This window comes from Cohnella caldifontis (genome assembly GCF_029360585.1).
Taxonomy (GTDB): Bacteria; Bacillota; Bacilli; order Paenibacillales; family Paenibacillaceae; genus Cohnella; species Cohnella caldifontis.
This window is the reverse complement of the sequence record NZ_JAQZSJ010000006.1, coordinates 227,212-245,478: the sequence shown is the minus strand read 5'-3', so window position 1 is coordinate 245,478 and position 18,267 is coordinate 227,212. Positions and strand designations below refer to the sequence as shown.

The window sequence follows — 18,267 nt, the reverse complement described above, 5'->3', positions numbered from 1 at the left end:
GGAGAATTTTTTATGGCCATCCACGAAAATACATCATTAAATTACAAAAATAGTAACTAATAGAAGAGAAATTTTTCGTGTTAGCTTATATGCAACGCCAGTGAACTTTCTTACATAACTCTTGTCCGGATGCCGCTATTGAGGTGGAGTTATGTAACTTTCTTACATAACGCTTGTCCGGATGCTGTAATTGGGGGGAGTTATGTAACTTTCTTACATAACGCTTGTTCGGATGCCGCTATTGGAGCGGAGTTATGTAACTTTCTTTCTTAACTCATTTCGGAAGCCATTTTTGGAGTGTCATGGAGGAACTTTCTTTTTTTATCCCATGTATGGGGCGATGGACTTGGAAGAACCCCGTTTTTCCGGCAGGTTGCGTTGATTCTTCCCAGATGATTCGGAGTAAACCGAACCGATGCGGAGTTTCGCCGATTCACCTCTGCAAAGGGGCATTCCGGTGCGAACCTACGCCCGAAGTCCATGACAAACCTATTGACACCAAGCGCCCGTTTGCGTATATTTACTTTAGCACTTAAAAGCGTATAAGCGTCGAAGCGAACAAGCGCGAAAGCGAAACGGGCTGGATACAGCCGGAAGCAGGAGAGTGAACGTCATGATCGTGATTACTTCCCCCCATGTCCCTGAGGAACGTATCGCCGAAATCGTCCGGTATATCGAGCAACGCGGCGTGCAGGCGCACGTGTCCAGGGGCACCGATCGCACGGTTATCGGCATCATCGGCAAAGCCGACCCTTCCCTTGCGGAGCATCTCCGTTCCATGAAGGGCGTTGAGAATGTCATCAAAGTTTCCAAATCGTATAAGCTCGCCAGCCGCGATTTCCATCCGGACGACACGATCATCGAGATCAAAGGCGTGAAGATCGGCGGAGACAACCTTGTCGTCATGGGCGGGCCTTGCGCCGTCGAAACGCCGGAGCAGATCGACGAGATCGCCCGTTTGGTGAAGGCGGCCGGCGGCCAAGTGCTTCGCGGCGGCGCGTACAAGCCCCGCACGGGTCCGTACAGCTTCCAGGGCATCGGCGCGGAAGGCCTCAAATGGATGAAGGAGGCGGGCGACAAGCATGGCCTGCTTACGATCACGGAGGTCATGACCCCCGAGACGGTGGACATTTGCGCCGAATACGCCGACATTCTGCAGATCGGCACGCGGAACATGCAGAATTTCGACCTGCTTCGTAAGGTCGGCACCGTGCAGACGCCGGTCCTGCTGAAACGGGGCATGAGCGCGACCTACGACGAATGGCTGAACGCGGCGGAGTACATCCTGGCGGGCGGCAATCCGAACGTGATGCTGTGCGAGCGGGGAATCCGGACGTTCGAGACCTATACCCGCAACACGTTCGACTTGGCGGCCATCCCAGCCGTGCAAAGCTTGTCGCACCTGCCGGTCATCGCCGACCCGAGCCATGCGACGGGCCGCCGCGAGCTGGTCGAGACGATGACCAAAGCCTCCGTCGCCGCGGGCGCGAACGGGTTGATCATCGAAATGCATACGGACCCGGACAACTCCGCGACCGGCGACGGCGTGCAGTCGCTGTTCCCCGACCAATTCGCCAAACTGCTCAAAGAGCTGGAACAATTGGCCCCGCTGTGCGGGAAACGGTTCGACACCCCGAAGCAGCCTGCGGAAGCCTTCTTGACTTGGAAGAAATAAATAGAGGATTCATACCGTGGCCTGCTTACCGGCAGGTTTATTTTTTTTGTACTTTTATGACGATTTTATGTACTATGTGAGTATTGCTAACATATCGATAAAAAATACCTTACATAACTATTGACGCTCTCCAAAGGCGAGTTTTATAATTAACGACATAAGTTAGGGCGAAAACTTGAACGTTTTGTCCAAGTTGCTAAACGAATGTTCGGAAATGGGGAGGAAATCCAAAGATGGCTGTTGAAAAAGTATTGGAATTGATCAAGGAAAAGAACATCGAATTCGTAGATTTCCGTTTTATCAGCTTAACTGGGCAAGCTCACCATATCACGCTTCCGGCGACGGAAGTCGATGCCGATACTTTCGTCAACGGAGTCGCTTTCGACGGTTCCTCGATCCCGGGTTTCCGCGGAATTGAAGAGTCCGACATGGTCATGATGCCGGACACCGAGTCCGTGTATGTCGATCCGTTCACGGCTCATTCGACCTTGATCGTGATGTGCAACATCTACACGCCGGACGGCGAACGTTATGAGCGCGACCCGCGTTCCATCGCCCAGAAGGCCGAAGAACTCCTCAAAAAATCCGGCGTCGGTACGGATGCGTTCTTCGCCCCGGAATCCGAGTTCTTCATTTTCGATGACGTCCGTTACGAAAGCACGATGAACTCTTCTTCTTTCCACGTCGATTCCGAGGAAGCCGCTTGGAACACGAACCGCAAAGAAGAAGGCGGCAACCTGGCATTCAAAGTCCGCGTCAAAGGGGGCTATGTACCGGTCGCTCCGACCGATACGCAGCAAGACATCCGCAGCGAAATGGTCCGCCTGATGCAGGAGTCCGGCCTTCGCGTCGAGCGTCACCACCACGAAGTCGCGACCGCGGGCCAAGCGGAAATCAACTTCCGCTTCGACACGCTGACCAAGACCGCGGACAACCTGATGAAGTACAAATACATCATCCACAACGTGGCTCGCCAATACGGCAAAGTCGCGACGTTCATGCCGAAGCCGATTTTCGGCGACAACGGCAGCGGGATGCACGTTCATATGTCGATCTTCAACGACGGTCAACCGCTGTTCTGGGAAAAAGGCGCATACGCCAACCTGAGCCAATTGGCGCTGAACTATATCGGCGGCATCCTGTACCATGCCCCGGCTCTGATCGCGATCACGAACCCGTCCACGAACTCGTTCAAACGTCTCGTTCCGGGTTACGAAGCGCCGGTGAACCTCGTATTCTCCAAGGGCAACCGCTCCGCCGCGGTCCGGATTCCGGTCGCTGCCGTTACGCCGAAAGGCTGCCGTATCGAGTTCCGTACGCCGGACTCCACGGCGAACCCGTACCTGGCTTTCGCGGCGATGCTGCTGGCCGGCCTGGACGGCATCAAGCGCAACATCGACCCGAGAGCGCTTGGCTATGGACCGTTCGACAAGAACATCTATGAGTTGTCCGACGAAGAGAAGAAAGAAATCCGCAGCGTTCCGGGCACCCTGGACGAAGCGCTGGACGCGCTCGAAGCGGATTCCGACTTCCTGACCGAAGGCGGCGTCTTCACCAAGGCATTCATCGAGAACTATGTCGCGCTCAAACGCTCCGAAGCCAAAGCCGTATCGATCCGGGTTCACCCGCACGAATACAGCCTGTACTTCGACTGCTGATCGACATCGTCCATCTTACGGGACTCGCCCTTGCGGCGGGTCTCTTTGCGTTTGCGGCGATGAATCGGGGCGAATGAAGTGGTACAATAAACGGCGGAGCCCTTGTCCAAGGTTTCCCGAATGATGAGACCCCAAGCGGAAAGCAGGAGGAAGGAAAGCAACATGAAAATACTCGCGTTTATCGGAAGTTTGCGGAAAGAATCGTACAATAGTCAGCTCGCCCACACGATCGCGGAACGTTACCGCGACAGGTTCGAGATGGAGTTCGCGGAGATCGGAGACGTTCCGCTTTTTAACCAGGATGAAGAAATGAATGCTCCTCCGTCGGTTCTGAAGCTGAGGGAGCAGGTCAAAGCGGCGGATGCCGTCCTGATCGTCACGCCGGAGTATAACTGGTCCGTTCCGGGCGTGCTGAAGAACGCGTTGGACTGGCTGTCCCGGGTGGAAAAGGTGCTGATCGGCAAACCCGCCATGATCGCGGGAGTCAGCACCGGCGCGATGGGCACGCTGCGCGCGCAGCTGCACCTGCGGGAGATCCTTGCCGGGCTCCAGGTCAAGCTGCTGCCTCCGGCCGGCAACGAGCTGTTGGTGGGCCAGGCGGCGCAAAAGTTCGACGCCGCCTCAGGCAAGCTGACCGACGAAGCGACGCTGCAGCACCTGGACGCCGTGGTCGGACGGTTCGTCGAATTCGTTGCGTCCGTGAACCGCTGATCTGGCATACGGCGGAAAACCGAAGAACGGGCCGATCATGAATGCGCGGCACCAGACGGTCCGTGCCCGAACGGATACTGTCCGATCCTCTCATAGCTGGGCCGGCGTCCGAGATGGGAGCGGAACAACGTCACGCGGTCCGCGGTCCACTCCAGCAAGTCTGCGGATATACGGGTACGATATTCCTCCCAGGCGGCTTGCACCGCTTCCCGGCCGCACTCCGGCCCGCCCTGGCGGGCTAACGTGACGTGGGCGCGGAACGGGCGGTCTTCGAGCGTACAGCCGGCCGCCTGAAGCCCGGGAGCCAGCGCTTGGTGAAGCCTTGCGAGCGCTCCAGGGTTGCCCGGTTCCGCCAAGCCCAGCCAGAGCACGCGCGGGGCGGACGGCGGACCGAACGTGCCCGGTGCGGTCAGGGAAAGCGTGAAAGGAGCCGCGGACGTTGCCGTCTGCAACAGGGCTTCCTTGATCGCTTCCAAGCGCGTTTCCGGCGTATCGCCTAGAAAATGGAGCGTAACGTGCAAGTCGTCCGGATGCGTCCATTTTCGGAACGGAAGCCGGGCAGCCATTCGGTCGATGGCCTCGCGCAAAGCTTCGGCAACGGCATTCGAGGGGGAAATGCCGATGAAAAGGCGAAGATTATTCATAAACTTGTCACCTTTCGTTCGGGATTTGCTCGATTTGTTGCGGGATCGGGCCTTTTTTCTGTTGCTCCGGGTTTCTCCCTTTGTTATGATAAGCCTATCTTGATTTTTGCGGGAAGGTGGGAGTGTCATGGCCAATCGGGCTTACAATTTCAATGCGGGTCCAGCCGCGCTGCCTCTTGAGGTGCTGCGTCAAGCGCAGGAGCAATTCGTCGAATTCGAGGGTACGGGCATGTCCCTTATGGAAATGTCGCATCGCGGCAAAGTATACGAGTCCGTCCATTACGAGGCGGAGAAGCTGCTTCGCGAGCTGGCCGGTATCCCGGACGGCTACAAGGTGCTGTTCCTGCAAGGCGGCGCCAGCACGCAATTCGCCATGGTCCCCATGAACCTGGCGGCTCCCGGCCGCAAAGCCGCATACGTGCATACCGGCGCATGGGCCGGCAAAGCGATCAAGGAAGCCAAGCTGTTCAGCGAAGTGGCGATCGCGGCGTCGACGGAAGCCGACGCGTTCATGCGGATCCCGTCAGCCGACGAGCTGAACATTCCGGACAACGCCGCTTACCTTCATTTGACGAGCAACGAGACGATCGGCGGAACGCAATGGGCGGAGTACCCGGATACCGGTTCCGTGCCTCTCGTGGCGGATATGTCCAGCGACATTTTGTGCCGTCCTCTGAACGTTTCCCAATTCGGGCTGATCTATGCCGGCGCGCAGAAAAACCTCGGTCCGTCCGGCGTAACGATCGTGATCGTCCGCGAGGATTTGATCGGGCAGCCTGCCCAGCCGGTGCCGACGATGCTGCAATTCGCGACGCATGCCAAGAGCGATTCTCTCTATAATACGCCGCCTACTTTCGCCGTTTACATGGTCAACCTCGTTCTCAAATGGCTCAAGGACAAAGGCGGTACGGCCGCCATGGAACGGATCAATCGCGAGAAAGCCGGGCTGCTGTACCAGGAGATCGACGGCAGCGGCGGATTTTACCGGGGATGCGCCCAGGCGGGCAGCCGCTCCTTGATGAACGTGACGTTCCGGATGGCGAACGAAGAGTTGGAAAAACAGTTCGTGAAGGAATCGGAAGCGGCCGGGTTCGTCGGTCTCAAAGGCCATCGCGACGTCGGCGGGCTGCGAGCTTCGATCTACAACGCGGTGCCGCTCGAAAGCGTCCAAGCACTGGCTTCCTTCATGCGGGATTTCAAACAGCGCAACGGGTAATGGCGACGGGAACGACGGCCCAACCGGCCGTCGTTTTCCTTGGCCGGCGAATGAAAGCTTTGCGAAGCGGAGGGATCGGACATGCCGTTCCATATCGTCCTCGTCAACCCGGAAATTCCGGCGAACACGGGCAATATCGCGCGCACGTGCGCCGGTACCGGAACGCACCTGCACCTGGTGCGGCCGCTCGGCTTTTCCACGGACGACCGCTACCTGAAGCGGGCCGGGCTGGATTATTGGCACGCGGTGAACCTTACGTATTACGACTCGTTCGAGGAAGTGCGGCAGGCGTTCCCGCAAGGCCGGTTCTTTTTCACCAGCACGAGAGCCGCAAAGAATTATTCCGATTTCGCGTTCCGCGACGGGGATCTTTTCGTATTCGGCAAAGAAACGAAAGGACTCCCGCAGGAATTGCTGGATCAATACCCCGAGACCTGCATGAGGCTGCCGATGACGGACAAGATCCGGTCGCTGAATCTCGCGAACACGGCGGCGATCGTCGTGTACGAAGCCTTAAGGCAAACCGGTTTTCCGGGGATGAGCTAAAGACGGGACGCACGCCATCGCCATGGAATTTCGTTTCCAGGAAATGGTTCCCGAATTTGTCGAATGATGAAGAAACTTGTAGATTATTAAGCAAAAAAGTTGCAGGGCAGGATTACGTTCCTTCGCAGCGAACCGTATAGAATGGCGATTAGGTTTCGTAAATCAGCTAGAAAGCAGTCGGAATGGGAGGAACCAATTTTGAAACCTGCAGGCGTAGTCCGAAAAGTCGACCAACTCGGGCGGATCGTGTTGCCCAAATCTTTGCGCAAGCGTTACCAGATGAACGAAGGCGATCCCGTGGAAATTTTGGTCCAGGGCGACCATATCATACTGGAAAGATACCGGCCCCGCTGCGTATTCTGCTCCTCGATGGATGAGGTCGGGGAGTTCAAAGAGCGTTATGTATGCGCCGCGTGTTTGAAAGAAATGAAGGGGCTTTAAACCACGAATAGAAAACAAGAATCGCCGGTTTTCCGCCTGAGACGGAAGACCGGCGATTTTCTTTTCATCGGCTTCGGCGAACGCCGGCCTGAAAAGCAAAATGCCGGGCGTCGACCACTCGACGACCCGGCATCGGGAATTACAGTCCTTTGGTTTTATCGTCGTTGTAGGCCGCCGTTAAAATCGCGGTGATCACCATGGCCATGACGAGGATGACGATCCAGAATTTGCCCGACATTCCGAAAATCTCGATGGCTCGTTGCGTCGCTTCTTCCGCCAGAAACATTTCCCACACCTCCGCTTGACTTCCTCTATTATACCCAAGCCCCGCCAAAAAGAAAACGCAAAATGTGTGAACAATTGCGCATAGACTGTAGCATACCGAACGGAGCGGGGGAGGGAGCGCATGAACCGGATCATCAACTGGATGGGCGGCTGGCCGAGGGACGGATTGGTGTCGGCGTCCGAATGGGAAGAACGCTTGGCGGCCGCCGCGGAAAGGGTCCGCCGGGAGGATCTGTCTTCCGGGAAGGTTCGGACGAACCTTCGCGACGGTCTGAAAACGAAGCTAGCGCATGGCCTCTTGAAAAGGAAGACGCAAGGGAAAGAAAAACACTTGCGGATCGCCATGGGGGCGGATGCCGTGCTGACGCGCATCGCGGAGAAATCGCTGCAGCCGGGGGATACGGTATTGACCGAGCGGGTGACCGCGCGCTCCGCGCTGCAAATTTTCCGTAAAGCCGGCATCCGCGTGGAAGCGGTGGAGGGAGACGGGATGGGAATGGATCCCGACGCCCTCCGTCAGGCGATCCGAAGGTTTAAACCCCGACTTGTCTACGCTTCGCCGGCCTGCTCCGATCCGAGCGGCGCGCTGTGGCCGGAGGAACGCGCCGACGCCGCGGCCCGAATCTGCCGGGAAGCCGGCGTTCCGTTGGTGAGGGACGACCGGCAGGAAATGCTGCGCTATGAAGACGCGGAGGGGCCGGAGCTGATTCGGCTGGCTCAGGTGGAGCCCGGCGTCGTGTCCATCGGGCAGCTTCCCCCGGGGCTGGTGGCGGGTCTGCGGTTCGGCTGGGCGGTCGGACAGCCGGACGATCTGAACCGGCTGCTGCCGACGGCCGCGGCCGCGCTGTTGGAGCCGGGCGTGACCCCGCTGGAGCGGTTCGCCTTGTCGGGATTGCTGCAGGACCACCCGCTCGAACCGCTGGTCGACATGCTGCGGGTGCAGTGCAGGGAGCGGATGCGCTGCTTGACCGGTTTACTGCTGAACCATCAGGCATTAGGACTTCGTTGGCGAAACCCCGAAGGCGGCGTGCATTTGTGGCTGAAGCTGCCCGAAGGCATGGACGGGGAAGCGCTGCTGAGAGGCGCTTGGATCAAAGGCTTGATGTTCCAGCCGGGCGCGCCTTTCCATGCCGACCGGCCGGAGCGCAACACGCTGCGGTTAACGTTCGCTTATGCCGACGAAAAGCAGATGAAAACCGGCGTGTCGCGGTTAATCGACGCGATGGGGGAGTTCATGGGCCGTTCCGATCGGGGATAAGGCTGCGTCAAAACGGCAATCAATACGGCAACCCGACGGCGTATAAACGGCCGTCTTCCCGCAGCTCCACTTTCCGACGCATCAGCCTTTCCCCGGGGACGTTCAGGCAATTCCCTTCCGCTTGGTCGAACGTCCAAAAATGCAGCGGGCAAAAGAAGATCCCTTCATGCGCCCGCACGTCTCCCCCCGCATGGGGACACAGCGCCGAGAGGAGCCGATACTCCTCTTCTTCTTCTCCCCGGACAAGCCAATAAGGCGTCCCGTCCACGGTCACGGATGCGGGAAAACTCCCATAATCGGCGGGGAAACCGAGATCGGCGGCCTCCGTGCCGCTTCCTCCGGCTTCGCCGCGAGCCTCCTCGTTCATCGTCGCAGCTCCTCTCTCGTCAAGGCGGCTTCGCCGGCCGCTTCCCATCCGGCCGCCCAAGGAAAGCGGGCGACCCATACTTCCGTTACGTCCCGGTATTCGCGCAAGGCGGACGCCCCGGCCGCCGTCAGCCGATACACCCCTTTCTCCACCTTGGCAAACCAGCCGTAATGGTTGTCGCGCAGCATGGACCCGGCCGAAGGAGAGCCGGTCAGCTCGCGGACCCGTTTCGGCGACGAGGGGCCGTGGCAGCAAAGCGCCAAAGCGCATTGGATCGCGCGCTCGCGGTAGGCGGTAACGAGCTTGCGGCGGGTGCTGCCGCCCACGTTGTAATCGCCGCTGCGGGCTTCGAACTCCCGCAGCAGGCGCGCCGCCGCCTTCCGGGAGCGCCTCGCGGGCGGCGCGGCGGCAGCCGCGTAACCGGCGGCGGATTCGGCCGCAAGCGGCGCATCGGGCCGCGCGGACCCTGCCGTTGCGATCCCCGTTAGACCCGCAGGCGCAGCGGGGAGCCCGATTTTCCCCGGTTCGCACCATACGTCCACGACGGGCTCTTTCGTTTTATAGAACGTCACCGTCAGAAACCCGAGTCCCAGCCGCCGGCACAACGCGGTCAAATCCGCGTACCGCTGATTGTGCGCGCCTTTCTTCGTCCGGTTCCGTTCCACGGCAAGCCAGACGGAAGCCCCCGTCTTCTGCCGGTCGATTCCTTGCAGCAGCAGGGGAAGCGTGAATATTTTTTTCATCTCCACGATCGTCGGTTCCGGCTCGTCCGGCCGGACGGCCACCAGATCGCAGCCGCGGACCTCCGCCTTCACCTCGTACCCTCTCGACGAGAAGAACTTTTTGACGGGAGGGTACAGCTCCGTTTCGCGGGCAACGGCCACGTAAGCTCCTCCTTCGAAATCCTCTAGAAGCCATTATAGCACGGGATCGGGACGGAATCGGGGCAACTTCGTCTACAAGGCCGCATAGGTATGTAATACGCTTTTGCAGAGACAGAAGAGCGAGGAGTGAGCGGGATGGACATTTTCAGGCGGATCGCGGAGTACCGGGCGGAGAGCGAGAGGCTGGGATGGACGGGGACCTTTCGGGACTACATCGATCTGCTGCGCCAAGATCCCACGCCGGCGATGACGGCACACGCCCGCGTCTATGAGATGATCGTATCGCATGGGGTAGAGGAATCCGGCGGGAACAAACAATACAAGTTTTTCGAAAGCGAAATTTTCGGGTTGGACCGGACGATGGAGCGGCTGGTCGAGGAATATTTCCATTCGGCGGCCCGTCGGCTGGACGTGCGAAAGCGGATCTTGCTGCTGATGGGCCCGGTCAGCGGCGGCAAATCGACGATCGTCACCTTGCTCAAAAAAGGGCTGGAGCGGTTCTCCCGGACGGATAAAGGCGCGGTCTACGCGATCAAAGGCTGCCCCATGCACGAGGAGCCGCTGCATCTGATTCCGAACGAGCTGCGGACCGACGTGGAGCGCGAGCTGGGCGTCCGGATCGAGGGCAATCTGTGCCCCTCCTGCTCGATGAGGCTGAAAACCGAGTTCGACGGGGACATCGAGCGGGTACCGGTGGAACGGGTGCTGATTTCCGAGGAAAACCGCGTCGGCATCGGAACGTTCAGCCCGTCGGATCCGAAATCCCAGGACATCGCGGACTTGACCGGAAGCATCGATTTCTCCACGATCACGGAATACGGTTCGGAGTCCGACCCCCGCGCGTACCGGTTCGACGGGGAATTGAACAAAGCCAACCGCGGGCTGATGGAGTTCCAGGAGATGCTGAAATGCGACGAAAAGTTCCTCTGGAATCTGCTGTCGCTTACGCAGGAAGGCAACTTCAAGGCCGGCCGGTTCGCGCTGATCAGCGCCGACGAGCTCATCGTCGCCCATACGAACGAATCGGAGTACAAGGCGTTCATTTCCAACAAGAAGAACGAAGCGCTGCAATCCCGGATGATCGTCATGCCGATTCCCTACAATCTCAAGGTGTCCGCGGAAGAGAAAATTTACGAGAAGCTGATCGGCCAATCGGACATGAGCCACGTGCACATCGCCCCCCACGCTTTGCGCGCCGCCGCCATTTTCTCCATTCTCACCCGTCTGAAGGAATCGAAGAAGCAGGGCATGGACCTGGTCAAAAAAATGCGGATGTACGACGGCGAAGAGGTGGAGGGGTACAAGGAAACCGACCTCAAGGAAATGCAGAACGAATACGCCGAAGAAGGCATGTCGGGCATCGACCCCCGCTACGTCATCAACCGGATTTCCAGCGCGCTCATCAAGCACGACCTGCCCTGCATCAACGCGCTCGACGTGCTGAGGGCGCTTAAGGACGGGCTCGACCAGCATCCCTCGATCACGAAGGAAGAACGGGAGAAGTACCTCAATTTCATCTCCGTCGCCCGCAAAGAATACGACAACATGGCCAAGAAGGAAGTGCAGAAGGCGTTCGTCTACTCCTTCGAGGAATCGGCCCGGACGCTGTTCGAGAACTATCTCGACAACATCGAGGCGTATTGCAACTGGGCGAAAATCAAAGACCCGCTGACCGGCGAAGAGATGGACCCGGACGAGCGGCTGATGCGGTCGATCGAGGAGCAGATCGGCGTCTCCGAGAACGCCAAGAAGGCGTTCCGCGAGGAGATCCTGATCCGGATTTCTGCCTACTCCCGCAAGGGGCGGAAGTTCGACTACAACACGCACGAACGGCTCAAGGAAGCGATCGAGAAGAAGCTGTTCGCGGATCTCAAGGACATCGTGAAAATCACGACCTCGACCAAAACGCCGGACGAAAACCAGCTCAAGCGGATCAACGAAGTCACGAAGCGGCTGATCGACGAGCACGGCTACTGCCCGGTGTGCGCCAACGAGCTGCTGCGGTACGTCGGAAGCTTGCTGAACCGTTGACCGGAATCGGCCGTCGAATCATGAGCCAAAGAAAGAAACCCGCAGCGATCCCGTTGCGGGTTTTCGGCATCCCCCTTTGAACTCCCCTTTGACGGCCCGCATCTGTCAAACTCTAACCGAACGGTAGATTTCGTGAGAAAAGATTAATACATCGATCATGGATTATGATAAAATATGATTAAATCGACAGTCCTGGGTCCTTTGGTATGATCTTAGTTGAGGAGAACTAGCCGGATGAATTTACTGAAATTTATTATGTTCTCGTCGCTTGAATATTTTTCGTCTTTTATGTTCATATTATTGCAATTTCGATTCACGATTCGGGGAAATATCGAAAAAATATTGTTGATTTCCGTATTGCTTTCCTTTGTCTCTTACTCTTTTATCGAAACGAAAATGCTGGGACTCTCCCCGTTAATTCAAAATATCATTTTTCTCGTATACATATGGATGATCTTGAAAGTCAGTCTTCTCAATTCGTTGATCATGCTCCTCACGGGGTATACCGTCTTCGGAATGATCCAAACTTGCTTTGCCGCCGTATTCTATCATCTCGGCATCGTTTCCGGGGATTTGGTCATGGGGACGAAATCCTCTTATCTCATTTCGATTTGTTCCTCCATATCCATGGTCATTCTCGGCGGGTTTATCTATTTTTTAAAAGGCGGATTCAGCTTTATCGAGAATCGGGGCCGCGTAACCAAGAAGATGACGGGCAAGGACAAGCTCTTCGTGATTTACATTTTGGTTGCTTTCATCGTTACGTTATTGGTTAATATTTATATGCTGGACCAAGTTGAACCTCCCTATTTGTTGTTGGCGGCTTTATTGACGGTTGTCCTGATTTTCATCTTCTATCTGACCTTTAAAAGGGATGAGTCCGTTGGTTGAGCAACTGGCGAATAAAATCGCGGTTAAAATCCATGAAACCAATCCGGAAGGCACCGCCAGCGTCGAAGTCATGCGGTATGCTCTAGTCGGGCTGCTGCATAATGGCTTCACGATCTCGGCTGCCTTAATCGTTGGGCTGTTCGCGGGCACTTTTTCCGAGACTTTGCTTGGCGTCGTCAGTTTGATGACCTTAAGACTGGTCTCGGGCGGCTATCATTTTTCCAGCATGCTGGCATGCTCGATCTTCTCGTTCTCCGTGTTCGTTGCCATTCCCTTTATTCCGGTGAATCACGAAACCGCTTTGATCGTGAATGCCGTAAGCCTCGTTCTCTGCTTGATATTTTCGCCATCCAATATCAAAGAACATATCAGAGTTTCCGAAAAATACTTTTTTGTTTTTAAATTATTGTCTATCATGATGGTAGTCTCCAATTTCTTTCTATTGAATCCCATCATTACGTTGGGTTTTTTCGCGCAATCTCTCTTGTTGATTACTTTTTGGAAAGGGAGGTGAAAAAAATGTCCAAAAAGAAGGTTGCCGTACTGGCTTCGCAAATGTTGGCGGCACTGGCAGTCGTTTTCGTAAGCACGGCCAGCTGGTTCATTACCTATCGCCCGGAGACGCCTGACGAACTGAAGAAAAAAGCGTGAATGACGGCAGTTTTCGGAGGGAGATGAAAGACATGGCCGAAGAACTTCGGTTGTTGGATAGAAACGGAAATGCCTGCTCGATCCGATTGGAAGACATCATTTCCATTCGCCCGACGGCCGACGGTCCGGAGTTCCATACGAAGGACGGCATGTACTTCTATCCCACCACCATGGAAGAGCTTCAAATCCTTTTCAAGGAAGCCGGTTTTGAAAGGTTGGACCGCACGAATCTCGTCAATATGAACCATGTACAAGCCTTCGATCCCAAATCCCGTAAAGTCTACTTCGAGTACCCTTGGACGAAGGACAGTCAGTTTGCGACCGTATCGGAAGCCAACCTGACCAAAGTTCAACATTTGGCGAAAGAAACGCAATCGACTTACAAACCTGCAAGAAAACCGCTGTTTGGAAAAGGGTAAGCGAATTTGAAGCTTTCCGCCCGGGCGACAGCCATCGTTGCCTGGGCGGAAGGGCGGGAACGCGTGGTGGGAGGCTGATCTCAGCCTTCTTTTTTGTTTTAATCATAGGCATAACCTATCAAGGATATCCGTTCTATATATTTCAAATCGGTGCCATCTCCATGTTATAACGGATGTACAAACGGAGGTGGCGGTTATGCGCAATGAACAGAGGGTGCATTGGGCCGCAGGGGACTATGATCGGACCATGGGGTTCGTCTCCCGGTATGGCCAGGACTTGCTGGAATGGCTGGAACCTCGGCCCGGGGAGCGCATTCTGGATTTCGGCTGCGGCACGGGCGACTTGGCCGCGAAGATTGCCGGGAGCGGCGCGGACGTGGAGGGAGTGGACATTTCCCCGGAAATGGCGGAGCGGGCCAGAAGCAAGTACCCTTCGCTGAAGTTCCATTGTGCGGATGGGACGAAGTGGCGCCCGGACCGCCCTTTCCATTCCGTATTCAGCAACGCGGCTTTGCATTGGATCAAGGATGCGGAGGGAGCGGCGCGGACGATCGCGGATTGTCTGCTGCCCGGCGGCAAACTGGCGGCGGAGTTCGGGGGAGCCGGTAACGTGCGGAGCATCGTGGATGCGAACTTTACGATGCTCACGGAGCGCGGGTTGGAATCCGGGTTTGCCTTGCCCTGGTATTTCCCGAGCATCGGGGAATACGCCTCGCTGCTGGAGAAAAACGGATTCGAGGTCCTCATCGCCATGATGGTTGACCGTCCGACCGCGCTGGAGGGCGAGGAGGGGATGCTGAACTGGCTTCGGATGTTCGGCGAAGGGCTGGTGCCGGAAACGGAACGGGCGGCATCCGAAGCTTGGCTGCGGGAATTGTCAGAGCGGTTGAGACCGAAATGTTATCGAAACGGCGCTTGGCAGGCGGATTACCGAAGGCTGCGGGTGCTTGCGGTACGGAAAGCTTAAACTTAGGCGTCCCCATTGACGACCGAACATTTGTTTGCTAAACTAGCAGTAATTGGTCGCGGGAGGGCGGAACATGTCGGAAGAGAGATTGCAGCGTCTGGAAGAAATGATGGAGCAATTGATCGGCATGGTCGGCAAAGTTCTCAGCGAACAGCGGAGCATGCGGGAAGAATGGTCTTCTACCAAGGAAGATATTTCAGGCCTGAAGCAAGACGTTGCAGGCCTGAAGCAAGACGTTGCAGGCCTGAAGGAAGACGTTGCAGGCCTGAAGGAAGACGTTGCAGGCCTGAAGCAAGACGTTGCATCAATCAAGGTTCAGTTGAAGGAAATCGATAACCGGCTGGTCAACATCGAAGCTCAGAACGCCGGGTACGGAGATTCCGTTTCTTATCTGTTAAAGAAGACTGCCGACCATGACCACGACATTTATGTCTTGAAGTCTCGCGTCGCGACCCCGTAACCCACTCATCTAAGGTCATTAGGAAGCCGACCCGCTTAGCGGAGTCGGCTTTTTATCTGCCGCTGACCCTTTCTGCTATCCGTTCACGATTTCCCCGCCGTTGATATGCAGGGTCTGACCCGACATGTAGGAGGAGTCCTCGCAAGCCAAGTAGACGTAAGCGGGAGCCAGCTCATCGGGCTGTCCGGCGCGTTTCATCGGCGTATCGGCTCCGAACTTGGCGACCTGATCCGCGGCGAAGGTGGACGGAATGAGCGGGGTCCAGATCGGTCCCGGCGCCACGGCGTTGACCCGGATGCCTTGTCCGATCAGGTTCATGGACAACGAACGGGTGAACGCCACGACGGCCCCCTTCGTCGCCGAATAGTCCAGCAGCGTCGGGCTGCCTTTGTACGCCGTAATCGACGCGGTGTTGATGATGGTGGATCCGCTCTTCAGATGGGGCATCGCCGCCTGCGTCAAATAGAACATGCCGAAAATGTTGGTGCGGAACGTCTTTTCCAACTGTTCGGGGGTGATTTGCTCCAGCTTGTTCTGAGGATGCTGCTCGGCGGCGTTGTTGACGAGGATATCCAACCGGCCCAGCGCTCGTACCGTTTCTTCTACGGAGCGTTTGCAGAAAACGGGATCCCCGACGTCGCCTTCGAGCAGGGTGCAGCGGCGTCTTTCGGCTTCGATTCGTTGTTTCGTTTCTCGGGCATCGGGCTCTTCGTTCAAATACAGGATGGCGACATCCGCTCCTTCTTTGGCGAACGCGATGGCAACGGCCCGTCCGATTCCGCTGTCTCCGCCGCTGATGAGCGCGACCTTGCCCTGAAGCTTGCCGCCGGGCCGATAATTCGGCGATTCGGATTCCGGAATCGGCTTCATGTCTTTCTCCAAGCCCGGCTGCCGGTTTTGATGCTGCTCCGGGAATGAGCTCGGGCGCTGCGGCGTCTCTTGCCCCTGATCGTTCGTCATGAAACTTCCACTCCTTTCGGTGCTCAGGAGTAGGGTGATCCATTTTCCGGAAGCTTAAGCATGCTTTCGGGAAGGGGAACGGCCTAAACGCGTCGAAATATAGAGAAGGCACATCACATCGAGGGAGTCGGCATCATGCTCAATACCATCCAAGAGTTGGCAGACATTTACCGCCCCATGTTCGAGTACAATCCGGACGCGTGTTACGCCATCGATCCGGAGGGCCGGTTCGTCCTGGTGAACCAGGCAGCTACGGATCTTTGCGGGTATTCGCAAGAGGAAATGCTCGCCATGTCTTTCGTCTCGGTATTGCACGAGCAGCAGAGGGATCGGGTGATCGACCGGTTTCACCAGGCGTTGAGAGGTTCCCGGGAATCGTTCGAAACCGTATTGAAACACCCTGACGGACGTCTCATCCATGTGCTCGTAACGGCGGCTCCGATCGTGGTCGAAGGCAAGGTGCACGGCATTATCGGCATTTCCAAAAACGTAACCGAGAAAAACGTGTTGGCGGAGGAATTGTCGGCTTCGCGCACGCAGCTCCATTACATCGTGAACCATCTCGACATTTTCTACTGGTCATTCGACGTAAAAGAAAACCGATTCCGATCCGTGTCGCCGTCCTGCGAGAAGCTGTTCGGCGTCTCCGCGCAGCAGCTCGTTTCGAGCCGCGAGGCCTGGAAACGCATGTTCCATCCGGACGATCTGCCCAGACTGGAACAAGACCATCGGGAATTGGGCGGGCGTCCGCTTCGGGCCGAATACCGGATCATCCGTTCCGACGGGGAAATCCGCTGGGTCGATTACAACGCCATTCCGGTATACGACGGATCGGGAGAGTTGATCCGCCTGGAAGGATTGGTGACCGATATCCACGAACGCAAGCAAATCGAGGAACGTCTGGAGCGGCAAGCCTTCCACGACGCGCTGACCGGTTTGCCGAACCGCCGGAGGTTCATGGATAAGCTGGAGGAAACCATTTTCCGGGCCAAAAGGGAAAACCGCAAAACGGCGATTCTCTATTTGGATCTCGACCGGTTCAAATTCATCAACGATTCGCTCGGCCACGATGTAGGGGATCAGCTGCTGCGGATGATTGCCCGGCGGCTGGAGGAACTGCTGGGGCCGCGCGGCGTCGTATCCCGCCTGGGCGGCGACGAATTCTCGATTCTGACCGAGCCGGTCGGCGAGTTCCAGTGGGTGCGGGCGTTGGCGAAGGAAGTGCTGGCCGCCATCCAGCAGCCCGTCAAGCTCTACCATATGGAATATACGGTGACGACCAGCATCGGGATCAGCGTCTGTCCCGATTTCGGGACGGACGCGGCCACGCTCCTTAAGCAGGCCGATCAGGCGATGTATTTGGCCAAGGAAAACGGCAAGAACAACTTCCAGTTTTTCAACTTGGAATTGGACGCGCGGCTGGCCAGGAAAACGTTTCTGGAGCAGTCCATGCGCCAGGCGGTGAAAAGCGACGAACTGCTTCTCCACTATCAACCGATTTTCGATGCGGAGACGGGCAGGCTGCACGGCTTCGAAGCGTTGCTCCGCTGGGAACACCCCACGCTGGGACCGGTGTCGCCGGCGGAAATGATCCCCATTGCCGAAGAAACCGGCCTGATCGTGCCCATCGGGGAACAGGTGCTGCGGATGGCTTGTCTCCAAATGAAGGCATGGCAGGACAAGGGGTATCCCGAGATCGGCATCAGCGTGAACATCGCGGCGCAGCAGCTGAACGAGCATTTCATTCCCCTGGTCCGGAGCGTTCTGGACGAGACGGGGCTTCCCGTATCGTCCCTTACCCTGGAATTGACCGAAAGCACGGCGATGCAGCAAGTATCCGACACCTTGTCGAAAATCGAACAGCTGCGGGTTCTCGGAGTCAAGCTGTCCATCGACGATTTCGGCACGGGATACTCATCCTTGAGCTATTTGAAGAAGTTCCAGATCCATGCCCTGAAAATCGACCAATCGTTCGTGCGGGATATCGACAAGGACGAAGGCCAGGAAGCGATCATCAAAGCGGTCGTGGCGATCGCCGACAGCTTGCGCATCGGCGTCGTGGCGGAAGGGGTCGAGACGGAGGAGCAGATCCGGTTTTTGCGCCGCCTGGGATGCCGGTTGGTGCAAGGGTATTATTTCAGCAAGCCTTTGCCTGCCGCGCAGATCGAACGGATGTATTTCAGAGACAAGGCAGCCCGGTAAA

Annotated in this window: 20 protein-coding genes; 15 read left to right on the top strand and 5 right to left on the bottom strand. The window is 56.9% G+C overall.

Annotation, left to right across the window (positions count from 1 at the left end):
- Nucleotides 1–613 precede the first annotated feature (613 nt).
- From aroF to PTZ19_RS11750, 3 genes are all read left to right on the top strand, one after another.
- A complete protein-coding gene (gene aroF, locus PTZ19_RS11760) occupies nt 614–1,675 on the top strand; it encodes a 3-deoxy-7-phosphoheptulonate synthase (RefSeq protein ID WP_276354626.1) in 1,062 nt (353 codons plus the stop codon).
- Between the two features lie 233 nt (nt 1,676–1,908).
- Entirely contained in the window at nt 1,909–3,333 is a 1,425-nt protein-coding gene (glnA, locus tag PTZ19_RS11755; RefSeq protein WP_276354625.1) for a type I glutamate--ammonia ligase, read from the top strand.
- Nucleotides 3,334–3,495: 162 nt separating this feature from the next.
- Nucleotides 3,496–4,044 (top strand): NADPH-dependent FMN reductase, encoded by a 549-nt coding sequence (locus tag PTZ19_RS11750; protein WP_276354622.1) that lies wholly within the window; start codon nt 3,496–3,498, stop codon nt 4,042–4,044.
- Nucleotides 4,045–4,079: 35 nt separating this feature from the next.
- Here PTZ19_RS11750 and thpR read toward each other — a convergent pair whose 3' ends face one another.
- Complete coding sequence (gene thpR / locus PTZ19_RS11745; RefSeq protein ID WP_276354621.1) at nt 4,080–4,688, bottom strand: RNA 2',3'-cyclic phosphodiesterase; 609 nt, start codon at nt 4,686–4,688, stop codon at nt 4,080–4,082.
- A gap of 127 nt (nt 4,689–4,815) precedes the next feature.
- Here thpR and serC point away from each other — a divergent pair, with 127 nt between their 5' ends.
- From serC to PTZ19_RS11730, 3 genes are all read left to right on the top strand, one after another.
- Nucleotides 4,816–5,904, top strand: coding sequence for a 3-phosphoserine/phosphohydroxythreonine transaminase (serC, locus tag PTZ19_RS11740; protein ID WP_276354619.1), 1,089 nt, complete (start codon nt 4,816–4,818; stop codon nt 5,902–5,904).
- An 81-nt stretch (nt 5,905–5,985) separates the two neighbouring features.
- Nucleotides 5,986–6,450, top strand: a complete 465-nt coding sequence (gene trmL, locus PTZ19_RS11735) for a tRNA (uridine(34)/cytosine(34)/5-carboxymethylaminomethyluridine(34)-2'-O)-methyltransferase TrmL (protein ID WP_276354618.1) — start codon at nt 5,986–5,988, stop codon at nt 6,448–6,450.
- A gap of 198 nt (nt 6,451–6,648) precedes the next feature.
- Nucleotides 6,649–6,891: an AbrB/MazE/SpoVT family DNA-binding domain-containing protein gene (locus tag PTZ19_RS11730; RefSeq protein ID WP_276354617.1), complete on the top strand. Its 243-nt coding sequence runs from the start codon at nt 6,649–6,651 to the stop codon at nt 6,889–6,891.
- 139 nt (nt 6,892–7,030) lie between these two features.
- On the opposite strand, the gene PTZ19_RS11725 is transcribed toward PTZ19_RS11730, so the two are convergent.
- Complete coding sequence (locus tag PTZ19_RS11725; protein WP_276354643.1) at nt 7,031–7,177, bottom strand: hypothetical protein; 147 nt, start codon at nt 7,175–7,177, stop codon at nt 7,031–7,033.
- Nucleotides 7,178–7,297: 120 nt separating this feature from the next.
- Between PTZ19_RS11725 and PTZ19_RS11720 the strand changes: the two genes are divergently transcribed.
- Nucleotides 7,298–8,434: an aminotransferase class I/II-fold pyridoxal phosphate-dependent enzyme gene (locus tag PTZ19_RS11720; protein WP_276354616.1), complete on the top strand. Its 1,137-nt coding sequence runs from the start codon at nt 7,298–7,300 to the stop codon at nt 8,432–8,434.
- Nucleotides 8,435–8,453: 19 nt separating this feature from the next.
- Here PTZ19_RS11720 and PTZ19_RS11715 read toward each other — a convergent pair whose 3' ends face one another.
- On the bottom strand, nt 8,454–8,801 hold the full coding sequence (locus tag PTZ19_RS11715; protein WP_276354615.1) for a Rieske (2Fe-2S) protein: 348 nt from the start codon (nt 8,799–8,801) through the stop codon (nt 8,454–8,456).
- Entirely contained in the window at nt 8,798–9,685 is an 888-nt protein-coding gene (locus tag PTZ19_RS11710; protein ID WP_276354614.1) for a DUF2161 domain-containing phosphodiesterase, read from the bottom strand. The genes PTZ19_RS11715 and PTZ19_RS11710 overlap by 4 nt, the downstream gene beginning before the upstream one ends.
- 135 nt (nt 9,686–9,820) lie before the next feature.
- Here PTZ19_RS11710 and PTZ19_RS11705 point away from each other — a divergent pair, with 135 nt between their 5' ends.
- The 7 genes from PTZ19_RS11705 (at nt 9,821) to PTZ19_RS11675 (ending at nt 15,104) form a co-directional block, all read left to right on the top strand.
- On the top strand, nt 9,821–11,716 hold the full coding sequence (locus PTZ19_RS11705; RefSeq protein WP_276354613.1) for a PrkA family serine protein kinase: 1,896 nt from the start codon (nt 9,821–9,823) through the stop codon (nt 11,714–11,716).
- A gap of 234 nt (nt 11,717–11,950) precedes the next feature.
- Nucleotides 11,951–12,607 carry a hypothetical protein gene (locus PTZ19_RS11700; protein WP_276354611.1) on the top strand — a complete coding sequence of 219 codons (657 nt, stop codon included), beginning with the start codon at nt 11,951–11,953 and terminating at the stop codon, nt 12,605–12,607.
- On the top strand, nt 12,600–13,121 hold the full coding sequence (locus PTZ19_RS11695; protein WP_276354610.1) for an accessory gene regulator ArgB-like protein: 522 nt from the start codon (nt 12,600–12,602) through the stop codon (nt 13,119–13,121). The genes PTZ19_RS11700 and PTZ19_RS11695 overlap by 8 nt, the downstream gene beginning before the upstream one ends.
- A 5-nt stretch (nt 13,122–13,126) precedes the next feature.
- A complete protein-coding gene (locus tag PTZ19_RS11690; protein ID WP_276354609.1) occupies nt 13,127–13,258 on the top strand; it encodes a cyclic lactone autoinducer peptide in 132 nt (43 codons plus the stop codon).
- A gap of 32 nt (nt 13,259–13,290) precedes the next feature.
- On the top strand, nt 13,291–13,677 hold the full coding sequence (locus PTZ19_RS11685; RefSeq protein ID WP_276354608.1) for a LytTR family DNA-binding domain-containing protein: 387 nt from the start codon (nt 13,291–13,293) through the stop codon (nt 13,675–13,677).
- Between the two features lie 196 nt (nt 13,678–13,873).
- Complete coding sequence (locus tag PTZ19_RS11680; protein ID WP_276354607.1) at nt 13,874–14,644, top strand: class I SAM-dependent methyltransferase; 771 nt, start codon at nt 13,874–13,876, stop codon at nt 14,642–14,644.
- 73 nt (nt 14,645–14,717) lie between these two features.
- Nucleotides 14,718–15,104, top strand: coding sequence for a hypothetical protein (locus PTZ19_RS11675; protein ID WP_276354606.1), 387 nt, complete (start codon nt 14,718–14,720; stop codon nt 15,102–15,104).
- A 75-nt stretch (nt 15,105–15,179) separates the two neighbouring features.
- Here the strand turns inward: PTZ19_RS11675 and PTZ19_RS11670 are convergent, their stop codons facing one another.
- Nucleotides 15,180–16,064 (bottom strand): SDR family oxidoreductase, encoded by an 885-nt coding sequence (locus tag PTZ19_RS11670; RefSeq protein ID WP_276354604.1) that lies wholly within the window; start codon nt 16,062–16,064, stop codon nt 15,180–15,182.
- 135 nt (nt 16,065–16,199) lie between these two features.
- Here PTZ19_RS11670 and PTZ19_RS11665 point away from each other — a divergent pair, with 135 nt between their 5' ends.
- Nucleotides 16,200–18,266 carry a sensor domain-containing protein gene (locus PTZ19_RS11665; RefSeq protein WP_276354603.1) on the top strand — a complete coding sequence of 689 codons (2,067 nt, stop codon included), beginning with the start codon at nt 16,200–16,202 and terminating at the stop codon, nt 18,264–18,266.
- Nucleotide 18,267 lies beyond the last annotated feature (1 nt).